We start from the raw sequence: 15,173 nt of genomic DNA on the forward strand, positions 1-15,173 counted from the left end.
GGGTGTTGGGAGTGAGGCGTGAGGCCTCACTCCTCACTCCCGCCCCGCGGTGGTAAACTCCCGGCATGTTTGAACTTTCCAATAAGCGCATCCTCCTCGGGGTGTCCGGTGGGATTGCCGCCTACAAGAGTGCGGAGCTGGTGCGGCGGCTGCGCGAGGCCGGGGCGGAGGTGCGGGTGGTGATGACCGCGGGCGCCACGCGCTTCATCACACCGCTGACGCTGCAGGCGTTGTCGGGCCGGCCGGTGCGTACCGGGTTGTTTGAGGCCGAGGCCGAGGCGGCCATGAGTCATATCGAACTGGCGCGCTGGGCCGATGCGGTACTGATCGCCCCGGCAAGCGCCAACACCCTGGCGCGGCTGGCCCAGGGGCTGGCCGACGACCTCCTGTCCACGCTCTGCCTGGCGACGCGTGCGCCGTTGCTGGCGGCACCGGCCATGAACCAGGCGATGTGGGAGCATCCCGCGACCCGGGCGAACCTCGCGCTGCTGCGTGAGCGCGGCGTGCGCATCCTCGGTCCGGCCAGCGGCAGCCAGGCCTGCGGCGAGATCGGTCCCGGCCGGATGCTGGAGCCGGATGAACTCGTTGCGGGACTCGCCACAACCTTTGCGCCCGGCGCGCTCGCGGGCCTGCGTGTGCTCGTTACCGCCGGGCCGACCCGCGAGGCCATCGACCCGGTACGCTTCATCAGCAACCGCAGCTCCGGAAAAATGGGGTATGCCGTCGCCGCGGCCGCGGCCGAGGCCGGCGCGCGCGTCGTGCTGGTGAGCGGTCCGGTGGCGCTGACGCCACCGGACCGGGTCGATTGCATCCGGGTCGAGACCGCCGCGGAGATGCATGCGGCAGTGCTCGGGCACATCGCGGACTGCGACATCTTCATCGGCGCGGCGGCCGTCGCCGACTACCGCCCGGGGGCGCCGGCCGCACAGAAACTCAAGAAACGGTCTCCCCTGTTGCGCCTGGATCTGGAGCGCACCACCGACATCCTCGCCGCGGTCGCTGCCCGGCATCCCGCGCCGTTCACGGTGGGCTTCGCCGCCGAGACGGAACGCCTGGCCGAACACGCCCGCACGAAGCGCATGGCCAAGTCGCTGGACATGGTTGCCGCCAACTGGGTGAACGTACCGGGTCTGGGCTTCGATGCCGACGACAACGCGCTGACCATCTATTGGGAGGGCGGTGAGTGTGATCTGCAGCAGGCCTCCAAGACCCAGCTGGCGCGTGCACTGATCGCGCAGATCGCGGCACGCTATACGGCCAAGACACAAAACCCTTCCAGCAGAGACACACCCCGGCATGCAGACGATTCAGCTTAAGATCCTCGACCCGCGCATCGGCACGGAATTTCCGCTCCCCGACTACGCCACCGACGGCTCTGCCGGCCTGGACCTGCGCGCTTGCATCGACGCGCCGCTCGACCTGGCACCCGGCACCAGCGAGCTCATCCCCACCGGACTGGCGATCCACATCGAGGACCCCGGCCTTGCGGCCGTGCTGTTGCCGCGTTCGGGGCTCGGCCACAAGCACGGCATCGTGCTCGGCAACCTGGTCGGGCTGATCGATTCGGACTACCAGGGCCAGTTGTACGTGTCCTGCTGGAACCGCGGTCGGGAGTCCTTTACCATCCAGCCGGGAGAGCGCATTGCGCAGATGGTCATCGTGCCGGTGGTGCGGGCGCAATTCGAGGTGGTCAGCGAATTTTCTGCCAGTCAGCGCGGCGCCGGTGGCTTCGGGCATACCGGGCGGACCTGACGATACCGATAAGACCGCGACAGCAACGGGAAACAGGCCGCGCATGGGATTCAAGCTAGGGAAATTGAAGCCGGCACGGGGTGCGTCCGGTCCGGATGTCCCGCGGGCGACAGGCAAGGGCGGGCGCATCAGCCTGGTGCATGTCGGGGTGCTGATCTTCCTGCTGGCGGCGATCCTCGTCACCGCCATCGCCACCTTCTTCCAGCGGGGCGCCGCCGCTCAGACCGCCGAGGCGCGGCGTCAGGAGATGGCGCTGACGGCCGAGAATCTGGCCGATCGCATCGCCACACAACTCACCCAGAACACCGCCAAGATGGAGATGCTGGTGCGCGACGCGCCGATCATCGATCTGGCGACGCGCCGCGACAGTGCTGCGATCCGGCAGCGCGAGAACGACCTGGGCTATCTGTTTCCGAATTCGGTGCGGGTACGCATCCTGCCGCCGGGCCTGACCGAGGTCGATCCGGATGCCTCGCCGCCACTCAGCTACGCCGCCCTCGACATGTTACGCCAGGCCGAGACCAGCGAGACGCCGCCACTGGCCGAGGTGCATCTGTTCGGTACGCCGCAGCAGCACATCACCCTGGTGCGCCGTATCCTGAGCGCCAGCGGCCGGCGCATCGTCGGTCACCTGATGGTGAGTTTTCCGCTGCCCATGATCCAGGCGGCGCTGGACGAACCGAAACTGCCACGCGGTTACGGCGAGGTATGGCAGGTGGCCGGGAGCGCCGCGCCTGTGGTGCTCGCCCAGCGTGGCACTCGCAGCCTGCGTCGTGACCAACCCACCGTCGAAGTGGCCATTCCCGGCAGCCGCTGGAAGGTCGCCTACTGGGCGGAGGCACGCGGCTTCAGTGATTCGGAGCAGGGCCTGTGGATCGTCGCCGGCAGTGGGGTTGCCATCTTCGGGCTGCTGACCGTGCTGATCCTGCGGTCGTTCGCACGTGCGCTCAAGCAGGATCAGGTCTTGCTCCTCGGCGCCGTGCGTGATGCGCGCGACGGTCGCCTGCAGGCGGACTACGGCCTGCAACTCAAGGAGTGCGCCCAGACGGTGGCGGGGGTGCGGCACATCTTCGAGGCCGAGACCGCGACACCTGTCGCTGCGGCCCCCAAGGCGCCGCCCGGCATCGCCGCGGCGACGGGTGCCGGGGTCTTCGACAACCTCGGCGTCGACCTTGGCACCGTGGGTGTCACCGAGCTGCAGCTGGACCCGACCATCTTCAGGGCCTACGACATCCGCGGGATCGTCAATCAAGGTCTGACGCCGGAGGCAGTCTATGAAATTGGCCGCGCCATCGGCTCGGAGGCGCAGGCGCGCGGGCAGCAGAGCGTGATCGTCGCGCGCGACGGACGCCTGTCCGGGCCGGAGCTCCAGGACAGCCTGGTGCGCGGATTGCGTGCCAGCGGCGTCCACGTCAAGGACATCGGTATGGCACCCACGCCACTGCTGTATTTCGCCACGCACACCCTGGACACGCGCTCGGGCGTGGTGCTCACCGGCAGCCACAATCCGGCGGAGTACAACGGCATGAAGGTGGTGCTGGCCGGCGAGACCCTCAGCGGCACCGGCATCCAGAGGCTGCGTGAACGCATCGAGAACGGCGAGCTCGACAGCGGTAGCGGCGGCTACGAGGAGGTCGACGTCACCGAGGCGTACATCGAGTATATCCATAAAGATGTGCAGCTCGCGCGACCGATGAAGGTAGTCGTCGATTGCGGCAACGGTGTCGCTGGCGAACTCGCGCCGCTGCTGCTGGACCGCATCGGCTGCCGGGTCATCCCGCTGTACTGCGACATCGACGGCCGCTTCCCGAACCACCACCCCGACCCCAGCCAGCCGGAGAATCTCGACGACCTGATCCGTGCGGTACGGGAGCACAATGCGGACATCGGCCTGGCCTTCGATGGTGATGGCGATCGCCTGGGCGTGGTCTCGTCCGCAGGTGAGATCGTCTGGCCGGACCGGCTGCTGATGTTGCTCGCCATGGATGTCCTGGGGCGCAATCCGGGTGCCGAGATCATCTATGACGTGAAATGTTCACGGCATCTGGCCAAGATCATCCGCGACTTCGGCGGCAGTCCGGAGATGTGGAAGACCGGCCATTCGTTCATGAAGGCCCGCATGAAAGAGACCGGTGCGCTGCTGGCGGGCGAGATGAGTGGACACATCTTCATCAAGGAGCGCTGGTTCGGCTTCGACGACGCACTCTATGCGGCCGCGCGCCTGCTGGAAGTACTCTCCAACGACCATCGCGATTCCAGCCGGGTGTTCGCCGCCCTGCCCGGTGGCGTGTGCACGCCCGAGTTGAAGCTGCCGATGGCCGAGGGTGACCCGCAGCGGTTCATGGACAATTTCCTCGCTAACGCTCAATTTCCTGACGCCGAGGTGACGACCATCGACGGCCTGCGTGCCGATTTCTCCGACGGCTGGGGTCTGGTGCGTGCCTCGAATACGATGCCCTGTCTGGTGTTCCGCTTCGAGGGCGACGATCAGGAGGTGCTGGTGCGTATCCAGGACCAGTTCCGCCAGGCGCTACTCGCCACCGACCCGAGCCTCCAACTACCGTTCTGAGTACTTCACCAACGGACATCGAAAGCGCCACGAAGACTACGAAACGTGCGAATGTCACCCGCTATCTTCCATTGCAATGACATTGGTCGTCGTCGGATCCGGTGAGGCTGCTCGGATGTCATCCCGGTGGAATGATGGTAGCCCGGACATCCTGGTGCTGGGGCGGTATTGAATTTTCCGTAGGCTGCGTGGATTTCGTAGCCGGAATTTTGGATGACTCACTGAGTCGATGGAATGGTTTGACTATGACACTCACCGTTGAATCCGCTCGCAACGTCGCCCATGTGCTGAGTGAGGCGATGCCGTATATTCAGCGCTTCCAGGGCAAGACCGTCGTGATCAAGTACGGCGGCAACGCCATGGTCGACACGCAGCTCAAGGAGGGCTTTGCGCGCGACATCGTGCTGATGAAGCTGGTCGGTATCAATCCGGTGGTGGTGCACGGCGGCGGGCCGCAGATCGGTCAGCTGTTGAACAAGATCGGCAAGCAGTCGACCTTCGTGGCCGGCATGCGCGTGACCGACGACGAGACCATGGACGTGGTGGAGATGGTTCTGGGCGGTCTGGTCAACAAAGAGATCGTCAACCTCATCAACCGCCAAGGCGGTCGCGCCGTAGGCCTGACCGGCAAGGATGGTGACTTGATCCGGGCCCGCAAACTGATGCTGGATAATGATGCACCCGAACTCAAGGCTACGGAGATCATCGATCTCGGGCATGTCGGTGAGGTGGCGAGCGTCGACACCGCAGTGGTGGACATGCTGGTGAGCGGCGACTTCATCCCCGTCATCGCGCCGATCGGCGTGGGCAGCGACGGCATGTCCTACAACATCAATGCAGATCTGGTGGCCGGCAAGATCGCCGAGGTGCTCAAGGCGGAGAAACTGATCCTGCTGACCAACGCCGCCGGTCTGCTCGACGGTGACGGCAACCTCATTTCCGGTGTCACCGCGCGTCAGGTCGACGAGATGATCGCCGACGGCACCATTCATGGCGGTATGCTGCCAAAGATCGGCTGTGCGCTGAGTGCGGTCAAGGGCGGTGTGCATGCCGCGCACATCATCGACGGTCGTGTCGAGCATGCCGTACTGGTGGAATTGTTCACCGACGCCGGGCTGGGTACGCTGATCCGGGCGTGAGGCGTGAGGCGTGAGGCGTGAGGCGTGAGGCGTGAGGCGTAGGTCAGGGAAACTTTAACCGCGAAGGACGCAAAGGACGCGAAGGAAATTCGTAACTACGTTGGCCACGGAATCCACGGAACAACACGGAAAAAGGCTCATTACTTAAAGCCCGGAAACTAAACTGCGGTGGATGACCCCGGGCTCACATCGTGAATTTTTCCGTGTTGTTCCGTGTGCTTCCGTGGCCATTGTGTTTTTTGTGTGTTTCGTGACCATCGTAGCTTCGATTCCCTGCGCATCCTTTGCGGTGACAGGGGTTTCCGCTGCACTGCACCCAATTACTGTTTCGGTCCCGCCACCTGGGCGGCCTTGAGTTCGCGAAAGCGGCGGATGTCGGTTTCGAACTGCTGACGCAGGGCTTCCTGCTCGTGGCGTTTGGCGGCGATGTAGTCGTGATAGCGTGCGGACTGCGTGCGTGCCGTCTGAATCCGCTCGTGCAGGCTGTCGGGGATCGGCTTGCCGGCGCGTTCCATCTCGGCTGCCGTACGAGTCAGCTCTGCGAGCGTCTCCTCAATATTTTCGATGCGGCCACGGGTGACACGTAACATGCCGTCGATCGCCGCGATCTTGCCGTCGCGGGTCATCACCATGTCGTCTTCCGTGGTGAAAGTCGCCAGCAGCATACGGTCGTGGGCAGCCTTGTCGGCCTCGATGCGCTCCTGCTCGCGCCGCTGCTCGGCCAGTCGCGCCTCCTCGGCGAGTTGTTCGGGGGTCTTGGCGGCCTCCAGCGTCTTCACTGCGACGCCCTGGTCGTTGAGGACCTTGCGCTCCTGCTTGGCATATTTCGGTGGGATCTTATCGCCGTAATGCACCTTGCCGTCGTCGTCTGTCCATTTGAAGAGGCGGGCGGCCGATGCCGGGGATGTGACCAGCATGGCCAGCAATACCACAGTCAGCAGAGTCCGGAGCAGGCTATGCGCGGATGTGGGTGAGAGTTGCTTCATAATCGCCAGGACCCTGATGGAAATGTTGTATCGATTAGTCTGTTGGTCGCCGTGGGCGTACATGGCAGCGTGTGGCTGGTGCGGTCAGGTATAAAAACAGGAGTTGGGCGATGAATGGATTTGAACATCTGGTCCTGTTTCTCGTCGCCCTGATCGCCAACCTGTTTTCGGCGTTTTCCGGTGGCGGCGCGGGTCTCGTCCAGCTACCGGTGCTGATCTTCCTGGGTTTGCCTTTTGCCGTGGCACTCGCCACGCATAAAGTCGCCAGTGTCGCACTGGGTATCGGCGCCACTCTGCGGCACTTGAAGGAAGAGCCGCTGGGGCGCGGCTTGGTGCTGGTGATCCTGCTGACGGGGTTACCAGGGGTGTTGCTGGGGGCCAATCTGATCCTGGCGGTCCCCGACCGCGTAGCCGAGGTGGCATTGGGGCTGCTGACCCTGGGTCTGGGGCTCTATTCGTGGCTGAATCCCGGCCTGGGGTTGACACCCAGACGCGGTCACCGCGACACCGCCGGTTACGCGATCGGGGGCGGCGTGCTGTTCGTGATCGGCGTGCTCAACGGCTCGTTGACGTCGGGTACCGGGCTGTTCGTCACGCTGTGGCTGGTCCGCTGGTTTGGCCTGGATTACCGCCGTGCCATCGCCTACACGCTGGTGCTGGTGGGGGTGTTCTGGAACGGTACCGGTGCACTCATGCTCGGTTATCTGAGTCAGATCCGCTGGGATTGGCTGCCGGCCCTGCTGGTGGGGGCGTTACTGGGTGGCTATCTTGGCGCGCATCTCGCGATCGTGAAAGGCAATCGACTCATCAAGCGGGCCTTCGAAGTACTGACCTTAGTGATTGGTCTGAAGCTCATTCTGGGCTGAGGTGTTGCCACAGACGACGAAGCGATTCTTGCCGGCACGCTTGGCCTGATACATGCGCCGGTCGGCGTGTTCGATCAGTTCCTGGATGGTATCGGCACGGTCGTTGCCCAGTTCACTGACACCGGTACTGACGGTCAGCGGCTGCCCATCGGGACGCAGGCCGAGCCCGCGCTCATAGAGACGCTCGAGCACATGCCGGGCGGTGTCACAGTCGGTATTGGGCAGGATGATGAGGAATTCCTCTCCGCCCCAGCGAACCAGCGTATCGCCGGCACGCAGAGTGTCGGCGAGTACGCCGGTCAAGTCGCGCAGCACAGCGTCGCCCGTCTCATGTCCATAACGATCGTTGATGGACTTGAAATTGTCGATGTCCAGGAAGGCCAGTGCCAGCGGTGCGCCCTGGCGGTTGGCGATATGGAACTGAATATCCAGCAGTTCCGCTCCGGTTTCGCGGTTGTAGGCCCCGGTCAGCGGGTCGTGGCTGGTACGCTGCATGAGGGCGGACATGTACTGTAGTTGCAGTCTCGCGGAGACCGTCGCGATCAGTGCGATGAGCACCATCAGCCAGGCGACGCTGAGCTGCGCCCAGGCACCCGGGTTGGGGTAGACGACCGCCACGATGAGGTGGGCGCCGAGCGCCGGGATCGTAAACAGCAGACCTTCCAGTGCGGTGAGCGGGAATATCGCGAGACAGGCAATGGCGATGAAGGGAAGATAGGCGTACGTGGCCGCGACCACCTGACCGAGAGGTGCCAGGGGCAGGTCTTGGATGAGCGGCGTCGCGGCGGCAAAAAACACCAGCGGGATGGCAATGAAGAGTACCAGCGCGATCTGTGCCTGACCTGTCGCACGCAGCCGACCCGGGTACTGCCTCAGCAGGACGTAGGCCAGGGCCGCGAGCAGCCGCAGGCCGGTGAGTTCGAACCAGACATCACGCGGGAAGACGGCCACGTCGATTAACACCCACAGCAGGGTCAATGCGGCGAACAGACCGGATAGCAGGTGGACACGGGCCAGCACGAGCGTGGCGCGCTGGAGTGAAAGCCAGGGCGTGTACTGCACGCTGTGCAGCAGGCTTCCCGGCGCCGCCAGCGTGTCGTCGCGACCGGTACTGAAGAAGAAAGGTTTCATTTCGTCACCTGTCGCCCGCGCGTACTGCCCGTCACGGCGACACGCAGACCCCTCTAGACCCCGTACTGGACACGGTAGCCCCGGATGGCCGCAACCTGATCCGCGTGTTCCGGTCGACCTTCGAGGTATTCGATCAGTTGGTTCAGGGTGGCGATGCCGATTACCGGGATGCCAAGGTCCTGCTCCACCTCCTGAATGGCCGAGCGCTCACCGGTGCCGCGCTCCTGGCGATCGAGTGCGATCACCACGCCGGCGACCGTGGCGCCGGCGGCACGGATGATGTCGAGCGACTCACGGATGGCGGTACCGGCGGTGATCACGTCGTCGATGATGAGGACGCGGCCGGCAAGTGGCGCACCGACCAGTATGCCGCCCTCGCCGTGGGCCTTGGCCTCCTTGCGGTTGAAGCAGTAGGGCATGTCTCTGCCGTGGTGGTCGGCGAGCGCGATGGCCGTGGCCGCGGCCAGGGGAATACCCTTGTATGCCGGGCCGAAGAGCACATCGAAGGCGATGTCCGAGGCACTGATGGCGGCGGCATAGAAGCGGCCCAGACGCGCCAGTCGCGCACCGCTATTGAACAGTCCTGCATTGAAGAAATAGGGGCTCTTGCGTCCGGATTTCAGGGTGAACTCACCGAAGCGCAGTACGCCGGTCTCGATTGCGAAGTGGATGAAGTCGTGCTGATAGTCTTGCATGGCCGTCTCGAAGCGGTCGGGAGCCGGCCGCGGCCGGGGTTGTGCGCTATCATACACGCCGGTCTGCACAGGTAAATATCGATGCGCGTCATCAGCGTCAATACCAACGGCATACGCTCGGCCGCCCGCAAGGGATTCTTCGACTGGCTGCCCCGTCAGCGGGCGGACTTCGTCTGTATCCAGGAGACCAAGGCACAGGAATCGCAGCTTACCGAGCCCGTTTACCACCCACGCGGCTTCCACTGCTATTACCACGATGCGGAAAAGAAGGGATACAGTGGTGTGGCCCTCTACAGCCGCATCCAGCCCGACCGTGTCATCATCGGTCTGGACTGGCCGGAATTCGATGCGGAGGGGCGCTATCTGGAGGTGCAGATCGGCGCACTCAGCGTGGTTTCTCTGTATCTCCCCTCAGGCTCTTCCAGCGAGCTGCGGCAGCAGGTCAAGTTCGCGGTGATGGATCGCCTGATGCCCTATTTACGCGGGCTGCGCCGCAAGCGACGGGAGTACATCCTCTGCGGCGACTGGAACATCGCGCACAAGGAGATCGACCTGAAGAACTGGCGGTCCAATCAGAACAACTCCGGCTTTCTCCCCGAGGAGCGTGCCTGGATGGACGAGCTGTTCGGCACAGCCGGTTTCGTCGATGGCTTCCGGGTCGTCGATCAGCGGCCCGAACAGTATACGTGGTGGTCCAACCGCGGCCAGGCCTGGGCCAAGAACGTCGGCTGGCGTATCGATTACCAGGTCCTCACTCCCGGCCTCGCGGACCGGGTGCAGGCGGCGAAGATCTACACCGAGGCACGCTTTTCCGATCACGCACCGCTGATCATGGATTACGACTGGGAGCTCTGATGCCATTCCAGCAGGCGGTGACGGGGATACGAGACCGCGTTGGAGGGGTGCCGTGCTGACCGATGTCAGCCTGCTGTCTGCACTGCTCGTCGGATTGTTCGGTGGCGTGCACTGTGTCGCCATGTGCGGCGGCATTGTTGGTGCGCTGACCCTGGGGGTGTCTGGTGCCGCGCAGCGCAACGCGATTTCGATGTTGCCGTATCATCTGGCCTACAATCTCGGGCGCATCATCAGCTACACGCTGGCGGGTGCGCTGGTGGGTGGTCTGAGCGGTGTGCTCTTCAAACTGACGTCGGTCCATCAGGCGCAGATGGTGCTGCAGTTGTTCGCCGGGCTATTCATGCTCGCGCTCGGCCTGTACCTCGCCGGGTGGTGGCGCGGGCTCGCGCACATCGAACGTGCGGGCGGCGTGTTCTGGCGGCGCCTGGAGCCGCTGGGCAGGCGCTTCCTGCCGGTGACGAGCCCGGCGCATGCCTTCGGGGTCGGGCTGGTCTGGGGCTGGCTGCCCTGCGGTCTCGTGTACAGTGTGCTGGTCTGGGCACTGGCTTCCGGTTCGGCGCTCGATGGCGCGCTGCTCCTGCTGAGCTTCGGCATCGGCACGCTGCCCACGCTGCTGCTGATGGGCGTGGCCGCCGCGCGTCTGGGTCGCTTCGTACAACGCCCCTGGCCGCGGCGTATCGCCGGCGGCCTGGTCATGCTGTTCGGGGTAATGATGCTGCTGCGTCTTTTCAGCGACTGAAGAACTGCTGGCGGAATTCCACCTGGAAGGTGTCGCTCTCACCCTCGGGTCGTACCTTCAGATGGAAACGCAGTGTCTCCTCGTGATCGACCCCGAAGTCCGCGATGTAATAAATGGCATTGGGCTCGCGGATCTCGCGCAGTGCCAACTCGCGCTGCTGGCCGGAGAGGGTCGTGGCAATGCCGGTGACCGAGGCCGGGACGGGCTGGCCGGTCGCACCCAGCACCTTGCGCAATACCACCACATTCAGCATCGCCCGATTCCCGCTGCGTTTGATGTTGTACTCGGTCGCCACCTTGGGCGACAGCAGGTCGGTGTTCAGTGCATTGAAATGCACCACATAGTCGCCGAAATCCTGAGATTTCTCCGCATTCGCGCCTGTAGCCGCCAGCATCAGGCAGGCGCTATACAATACGCTCAGAAACAGGTTGGCAGGTCGCATGATGGCTCTCCTCGGTCAGGGCGATGGTAGAACTATAGACCGAAGAGTCAGGCGAGAATAGTCACTCCAACGGGTGGGTGCCGTCTGGCCTCTCAGTTGCCGACCACACGGCTGACGGGTGCCAGGGATTCGTCCGTGTCATCGCGGTCCGTCGGCAGGGGGGCGTTCAAGGTGGTGCGCAGGCGCTCGATGGTCTCGAGTTCCTTGTGCAGGTCACGACGGGTGCTTTCCAGTTCACTGATCTTGGCCTCGAGCGTGTCGCGCGATTCGCTGATGCGCCGCAGGGTATCGAGGCGCTTCTCCATGACCCGCTTGTGATCCTTGATCTGCTGAACCAACGGGTTCATCACGTCCTTCAACCAGGCATCGGCCTCCTGATTGGCGCGGAAGAAGATGCTGCGCGCCTGGCTGACCATCGAGATGAAGAACTTCTTGATCAGGAAACCCTGCTCGGTCATGGTCGTGACCGCACTATTGCGGAAGGCCTCGCCTTCCAGGGCCAGTCGGTGCAGGTCCATATTGTACTGATCCACGGAAAAGACCTTCGGCGTCACCGCCGGCAGGCCATGCTCCTCGTGGAATTTACGATAGGTCGCGCGGATCAGCGTACGGGTCTGCTCGGCATGCTGCGACACCTGCTCCATAGTCTCGCGGGCGCCCTCGAAGAAGGTCTCCATCGCCCGCTTCAGGCCGTGCGTGGTCCACGCGCCGGTCATGTCCTTGCGGGTCTTGTTGATCAGCTTGTCGAAGGCATCCAGGCTGAGGCCGTCGAGCATGAGTTTCGCCTGGCTCTGTAATACGCGCCGGCTGGATTGGAAGCCTTCGACGTTGCGCAGGTAGGTGGCCTGTTCTTCACGCGATTTCTTCATCAGATGCTGGATGACGTCGACGTTCTTGCCACGCAGCGCGCGTAGATTTTCCAGTTCTTTGCCGATCTGCTGGACCTGGTTGTCCAGTCGATTATAGGTGTCGTTCTGGAGCTCCCCGATCTCCCTGAGGATGTAGTCGCGCACCACCTCGAGCTTCTTGGGGAGAACTTCTTCGGCGAGGAAGTTCTCCAGGTCTGGCAGGCGACTGCGTTCCAGTAACGCCTGGTCGTCGCGGACCTTGCCGACCAGACCCTTCTGTGCCGATACCGGGAATACGCGCTCGCCGTCCACGCTCAGGAGCTCCGCGACCTTGCGGCGCTGGCCTTCAATGCTGGCATGCACGGCGCTATGGTCCTTGAGGTCGTCCCACAGGGTATCGATCTTGTTCAGCGCGACGACCAGATTCTTATTGTGCTGGCCGCCACCGTGAACATGGTGTTCCCACATGTCCAGGTCTGAGCGGGTCACACCCGTATCCGCCGCCAGCACGAACAGTACGGCCTGGGCCGCCGGCAGCATGGTGACCGTCAGTTCCGGCTCGTTGCCCAGTGCATTCAATCCGGGTGTGTCCAGAATCACGAGTCCCTGCTGAAGTAACGGGTGCGGCAGGCTGATCAGTGCGTGGCGCCACATCGGGATCTCGACCTGTTCGGGAGTCTCACCGGTCTTCTTGAACTGCGGGTCGGTGGCCTCGTCGTACAGACCCAACGCACGCGCAACCTTAACGGGCACGAGCTTGGTCTTGACGACCTGGTGCAGTGTCTCGGCCATCTGCTCCGGCGAGTCGGTATCGAGTGGCATGGACACCCAGTGCAGGGGGTCGGTCTTGTAATCGCTGATGGATCTCTCCTCGCGCCGCGTCTCAATGGGCAGCAGACGCAGATAGGACTGCTGCGTCTCGCGGTCGAAGAAGAGTTCGCTCGGGCACATGGTGGTGCGGCCCGCCTCGGACGGCAGCAGTCGGCGGCCGTAGTTGGCAAAGAAGATGGCGTTGATGAGTTCGGTCTTGCCGCGCGAGAATTCTGCGACGAAGGCGATGGTCAGCCGGTCGTGGCGCAGGGCCTCGAGCGTCGCATAGATGCGCAGGTCGTTTTCACCCTCGTCGAGTTCGTGAGCGTCGAGCCATTCTTGGAATTCTTGTAGCGTATTCAGGGCGTTCGTCTTCCAGGTGTCGAACGCCCGCATGCGTTGGCTGAACGGGTCCTGAGCCATGTACGTCGATCCTCACTTGCCGGGGTAGGGCAGCCCGGGCCGCCTGCGTGCTCTCCGGACTAACGGCCGGGGCGGACATTCCTTGAGTCGATATAACAGTGAGTTACGAGTGGCTCTGGGGGAGCTGGAAAGCTGTGATCGGGGTCACGTTGCGGGGCGGTCGGGCATGCCGGGCAGCAGTCTCCGGGGTGATCGGACGCGGACGCGCTTGTGGCGCCCGCCGGTTCCGGCCAGTAGTTCGATGGCCGTGGCAGCCACGCCGAAACAGTCGGCCAGGTAATGGCGCAGATGGGTGTTGGCCTTGCCGTCCACAGGGGGTGCCGTGATGCGTATCTTGAGGCGATCCCCGTGCAGGCCGGCAACCTCGTTGTGACGGGCGTCGGGTTGGATGTGCACGGCCAGGATCAGATCATCCCCGTCCCAGCGATACCAGTCCGGGGAGGCAGCGCCGGACACGGCCGTCAGGCGAGTGCGAAGAACAACGGCACGATCAGGCGCCGCAGCACTTCCAGGGCCACAATGGCCACCACGGGCGACAGGTCGAGTCCGGAGATCGGCGGCAGGATGCGGCGCACCGGGCCCAGTACCGGCTCCGTCAAGGCATGCAGCAGGTTGACTACCGGATTGTAGGTGCCGGGGTTGATCCAGCTGAGGACGGCCTGAATGACGATACCGTAGATGAACACCTTGAAGGCGAGATCGGTGAGTTCGGCGAGGCTGACGAAGATCAGCGTCTGGGGCGGGATGCCACCACCCCGCAACAGCAGAATCAGGGCGATGCCGATCATCTGCACCAGCAGCATCACCACAATCGAGGCCATGTCGATCCCACCGATCGACGGGATGACGCGGCGCACGGGCAGCAGGACAGGATGGGTGATCTTTACCAGGAACTGGCTCACCGGGTTGTAGAAATCCGCCCGTACCCAGGCCAGCAGAAAGCGCAGCATCAGCGCCAGGACATAGAGGGAGAACAGCGTGTTGATGAGAAACTCAACCGGACTGGTGAAGTAGCCTGGACCCATGTCAGCCGCCCAGCTCGTCGGCGAGTTCGCGGGAGCGGTCACGGGCCGCCTTGACGGCCTGGCCGAGCAGGTCCCGGATGCCCCCGGTCTCCAGGGTCTGGAGGGCGCGTTCGGTGGTGCCGCCGGGTGAGGTGACATGACGGCGCAAGGTGGCGGCATCCGCGTCACTTCCCAGTGCCATCTTGGCCGCGCCGAAGGCGGTCTGCAGGGTCAGCAGCCGCGCGCTGTCCGCGGGCAACCCCAAACGCTCACCCGCTGCCTGCAAGGCCTCGATCACCAGGAAGAAATAGGCGGGGCCGCTGCCCGACAAGGCGGTGACGGCATCCATCTGCTCCTCATCGTCGAGCCAGAGGGTGAGGCCGACGGTGCGCAGAACGGTCTCTGCCACATCGCGCTGTGCTGCGGTCACCTGGATGTTGGCGAACAGGGCCGTGGCACCGCCCTGGACCAGGGCCGGGGTGTTGGGCATGCAGCGCACCAGCGCCACGTCGCCCCCCAGCCACCGCCCGAGCGCAGCGGTGCGGATGCCCGCCGCGATGGAGATGACCAGGGGGCGGCGTGCCTGAACCGGCCCGGCGAGTGCGCGCGCGACGGCTGCCATGGTCTGTGGTTTCACCGCCAGCACTACCACATCGGCGGCAGCAACGGCAGCCGTGTTGTCGCTGCCGGTACCGACGCCCAACGCTGCCAGGCGGGTCAGTGCGTCGGCACTGGGGTCCGTGACGTGGATGCGGTCTACCGGCCAATGATCGGCGATCAGGCCGCCAACCAGGCTGCGCGCCATGTTGCCGCCACCGATGAAGCTCAGGAAGGGGAAGGTCATGGGCCTATTCTCGCCGCAAACCGGGTGCGGTGCAAAGTGGAGAAGGTCGCACGACCCGTGTCATTCCCCA

The 15,173-nt window shown here is 64.1% G+C and carries 15 protein-coding genes; 7 read left to right on the forward strand and 8 right to left on the reverse strand.

Features of this window, described 5'->3' with window-relative positions; all coding sequences use genetic code 11:
* The first annotated feature begins 65 nt into the window (after positions 1 to 65).
* The 4 genes from coaBC to argB all read left to right on the forward strand — a co-directional run bounded on the left by coaBC (position 66) and on the right by argB (position 5,460).
* Complete coding sequence (gene coaBC / locus K8I04_12940) at positions 66 to 1,316, forward strand: bifunctional phosphopantothenoylcysteine decarboxylase/phosphopantothenate--cysteine ligase CoaBC (GenBank protein ID MBZ0072615.1); 1,251 nt, start codon at positions 66 to 68, stop codon at positions 1,314 to 1,316.
* Positions 1,297 to 1,752, forward strand: coding sequence for a dUTP diphosphatase (dut, locus tag K8I04_12945; protein MBZ0072616.1), 456 nt, complete (start codon positions 1,297 to 1,299; stop codon positions 1,750 to 1,752). The genes coaBC and dut overlap by 20 nt, the downstream gene beginning before the upstream one ends.
* Positions 1,753 to 2,407: 655 nt before the next feature.
* Positions 2,408 to 4,321, forward strand: a complete 1,914-nt coding sequence (locus tag K8I04_12950; protein MBZ0072617.1) for a phosphomannomutase/phosphoglucomutase — start codon at positions 2,408 to 2,410, stop codon at positions 4,319 to 4,321.
* Positions 4,322 to 4,566: 245 nt separating this feature from the next.
* A complete protein-coding gene (gene argB / locus K8I04_12955) occupies positions 4,567 to 5,460 on the forward strand; it encodes an acetylglutamate kinase (protein ID MBZ0072618.1) in 894 nt (297 codons plus the stop codon).
* 320 nt (positions 5,461 to 5,780) lie between these two features.
* Here argB and K8I04_12960 read toward each other — a convergent pair whose 3' ends face one another.
* Positions 5,781 to 6,377, reverse strand: coding sequence for a DUF4124 domain-containing protein (locus K8I04_12960; GenBank protein MBZ0072619.1), 597 nt, complete (start codon positions 6,375 to 6,377; stop codon positions 5,781 to 5,783).
* 179 nt (positions 6,378 to 6,556) lie between these two features.
* Between K8I04_12960 and K8I04_12965 the strand changes: the two genes are divergently transcribed.
* A complete protein-coding gene (locus K8I04_12965; GenBank protein ID MBZ0072620.1) occupies positions 6,557 to 7,312 on the forward strand; it encodes a sulfite exporter TauE/SafE family protein in 756 nt (251 codons plus the stop codon).
* Here K8I04_12965 and K8I04_12970 read toward each other — a convergent pair.
* Together K8I04_12970 and pyrE are read right to left on the reverse strand one after the other, a co-directional pair.
* Entirely contained in the window at positions 7,280 to 8,443 is a 1,164-nt protein-coding gene (locus K8I04_12970; protein ID MBZ0072621.1) for a GGDEF domain-containing protein, read from the reverse strand. The genes K8I04_12965 and K8I04_12970 overlap by 33 nt on opposite strands.
* A 53-nt stretch (positions 8,444 to 8,496) precedes the next feature.
* Positions 8,497 to 9,138: an orotate phosphoribosyltransferase gene (pyrE, locus tag K8I04_12975; GenBank protein ID MBZ0072622.1), complete on the reverse strand. Its 642-nt coding sequence runs from the start codon at positions 9,136 to 9,138 to the stop codon at positions 8,497 to 8,499.
* Between the two features lie 81 nt (positions 9,139 to 9,219).
* Between pyrE and xth the strand changes: the two genes are divergently transcribed.
* Together xth and K8I04_12985 are read left to right on the forward strand one after the other, a co-directional pair.
* A complete protein-coding gene (gene xth / locus K8I04_12980) occupies positions 9,220 to 9,993 on the forward strand; it encodes an exodeoxyribonuclease III (GenBank protein ID MBZ0072623.1) in 774 nt (257 codons plus the stop codon).
* Between the two features lie 52 nt (positions 9,994 to 10,045).
* Entirely contained in the window at positions 10,046 to 10,732 is a 687-nt protein-coding gene (locus K8I04_12985) for a sulfite exporter TauE/SafE family protein (protein MBZ0072624.1), read from the forward strand.
* On the opposite strand, the gene K8I04_12990 is transcribed toward K8I04_12985, so the two are convergent.
* The 5 genes from K8I04_12990 to proC all read right to left on the reverse strand — a co-directional run bounded on the left by K8I04_12990 (position 10,722) and on the right by proC (position 15,103).
* Positions 10,722 to 11,174 (reverse strand): DUF4426 domain-containing protein, encoded by a 453-nt coding sequence (locus tag K8I04_12990; protein MBZ0072625.1) that lies wholly within the window; start codon positions 11,172 to 11,174, stop codon positions 10,722 to 10,724. The two genes, K8I04_12985 and K8I04_12990, sit on opposite strands and share 11 nt — an antisense overlap.
* 92 nt (positions 11,175 to 11,266) lie before the next feature.
* Complete coding sequence (locus K8I04_12995) at positions 11,267 to 13,255, reverse strand: dynamin family protein (GenBank protein ID MBZ0072626.1); 1,989 nt, start codon at positions 13,253 to 13,255, stop codon at positions 11,267 to 11,269.
* Between the two features lie 144 nt (positions 13,256 to 13,399).
* A complete protein-coding gene (locus K8I04_13000) occupies positions 13,400 to 13,711 on the reverse strand; it encodes a DUF167 family protein (protein ID MBZ0072627.1) in 312 nt (103 codons plus the stop codon).
* Positions 13,712 to 13,716: 5 nt separating this feature from the next.
* Positions 13,717 to 14,280: a YggT family protein gene (locus K8I04_13005; protein MBZ0072628.1), complete on the reverse strand. Its 564-nt coding sequence runs from the start codon at positions 14,278 to 14,280 to the stop codon at positions 13,717 to 13,719.
* Between the two features lies 1 nt (position 14,281).
* Positions 14,282 to 15,103: a pyrroline-5-carboxylate reductase gene (proC, locus tag K8I04_13010; protein ID MBZ0072629.1), complete on the reverse strand. Its 822-nt coding sequence runs from the start codon at positions 15,101 to 15,103 to the stop codon at positions 14,282 to 14,284.
* Positions 15,104 to 15,173 lie beyond the last annotated feature (70 nt).

The sequence above is a fragment of the Gammaproteobacteria bacterium genome, assembly GCA_019911805.1.
In the GTDB taxonomy this organism is placed as follows: domain Bacteria; phylum Pseudomonadota; class Gammaproteobacteria; order Thiohalobacterales; family Thiohalobacteraceae; genus JAHJQQ01.

What these genes read in the sequence shown, in the direction of transcription:
- K8I04_13005 (MBZ0072628.1), bottom strand. Translation starts at nt 14,280, where the DNA reads ATGGGTCCAGGCTACTTCACCAGTCCGGTTGAGTTTCTCATCAACACG.
- K8I04_12950 (MBZ0072617.1), top strand. Translation starts at nt 2,408, where the DNA reads ATGATCCAGGCGGCGCTGGACGAACCGAAACTGCCACGCGGTTACGGC.
- argB (MBZ0072618.1), top strand. Translation starts at nt 4,567, where the DNA reads ATGACACTCACCGTTGAATCCGCTCGCAACGTCGCCCATGTGCTGAGT.
- pyrE (MBZ0072622.1), bottom strand. Translation starts at nt 9,138, where the DNA reads ATGCAAGACTATCAGCACGACTTCATCCACTTCGCAATCGAGACCGGC.
- proC (MBZ0072629.1), bottom strand. Translation starts at nt 15,103, where the DNA reads ATGACCTTCCCCTTCCTGAGCTTCATCGGTGGCGGCAACATGGCGCGC.
- coaBC (MBZ0072615.1), top strand. Translation starts at nt 66, where the DNA reads ATGTTTGAACTTTCCAATAAGCGCATCCTCCTCGGGGTGTCCGGTGGG.
- K8I04_12970 (MBZ0072621.1), bottom strand. Translation starts at nt 8,443, where the DNA reads ATGAAACCTTTCTTCTTCAGTACCGGTCGCGACGACACGCTGGCGGCG.
- K8I04_12960 (MBZ0072619.1), bottom strand. Translation starts at nt 6,377, where the DNA reads ATGCTGGTCACATCCCCGGCATCGGCCGCCCGCCTCTTCAAATGGACA.
- K8I04_12990 (MBZ0072625.1), bottom strand. Translation starts at nt 11,174, where the DNA reads ATGCGACCTGCCAACCTGTTTCTGAGCGTATTGTATAGCGCCTGCCTG.
- xth (MBZ0072623.1), top strand. Translation starts at nt 9,220, where the DNA reads ATGCGCGTCATCAGCGTCAATACCAACGGCATACGCTCGGCCGCCCGC.
- dut (MBZ0072616.1), top strand. Translation starts at nt 1,297, where the DNA reads ATGCAGACGATTCAGCTTAAGATCCTCGACCCGCGCATCGGCACGGAA.
- K8I04_12965 (MBZ0072620.1), top strand. Translation starts at nt 6,557, where the DNA reads ATGAATGGATTTGAACATCTGGTCCTGTTTCTCGTCGCCCTGATCGCC.
- K8I04_12995 (MBZ0072626.1), bottom strand. Translation starts at nt 13,255, where the DNA reads ATGGCTCAGGACCCGTTCAGCCAACGCATGCGGGCGTTCGACACCTGG.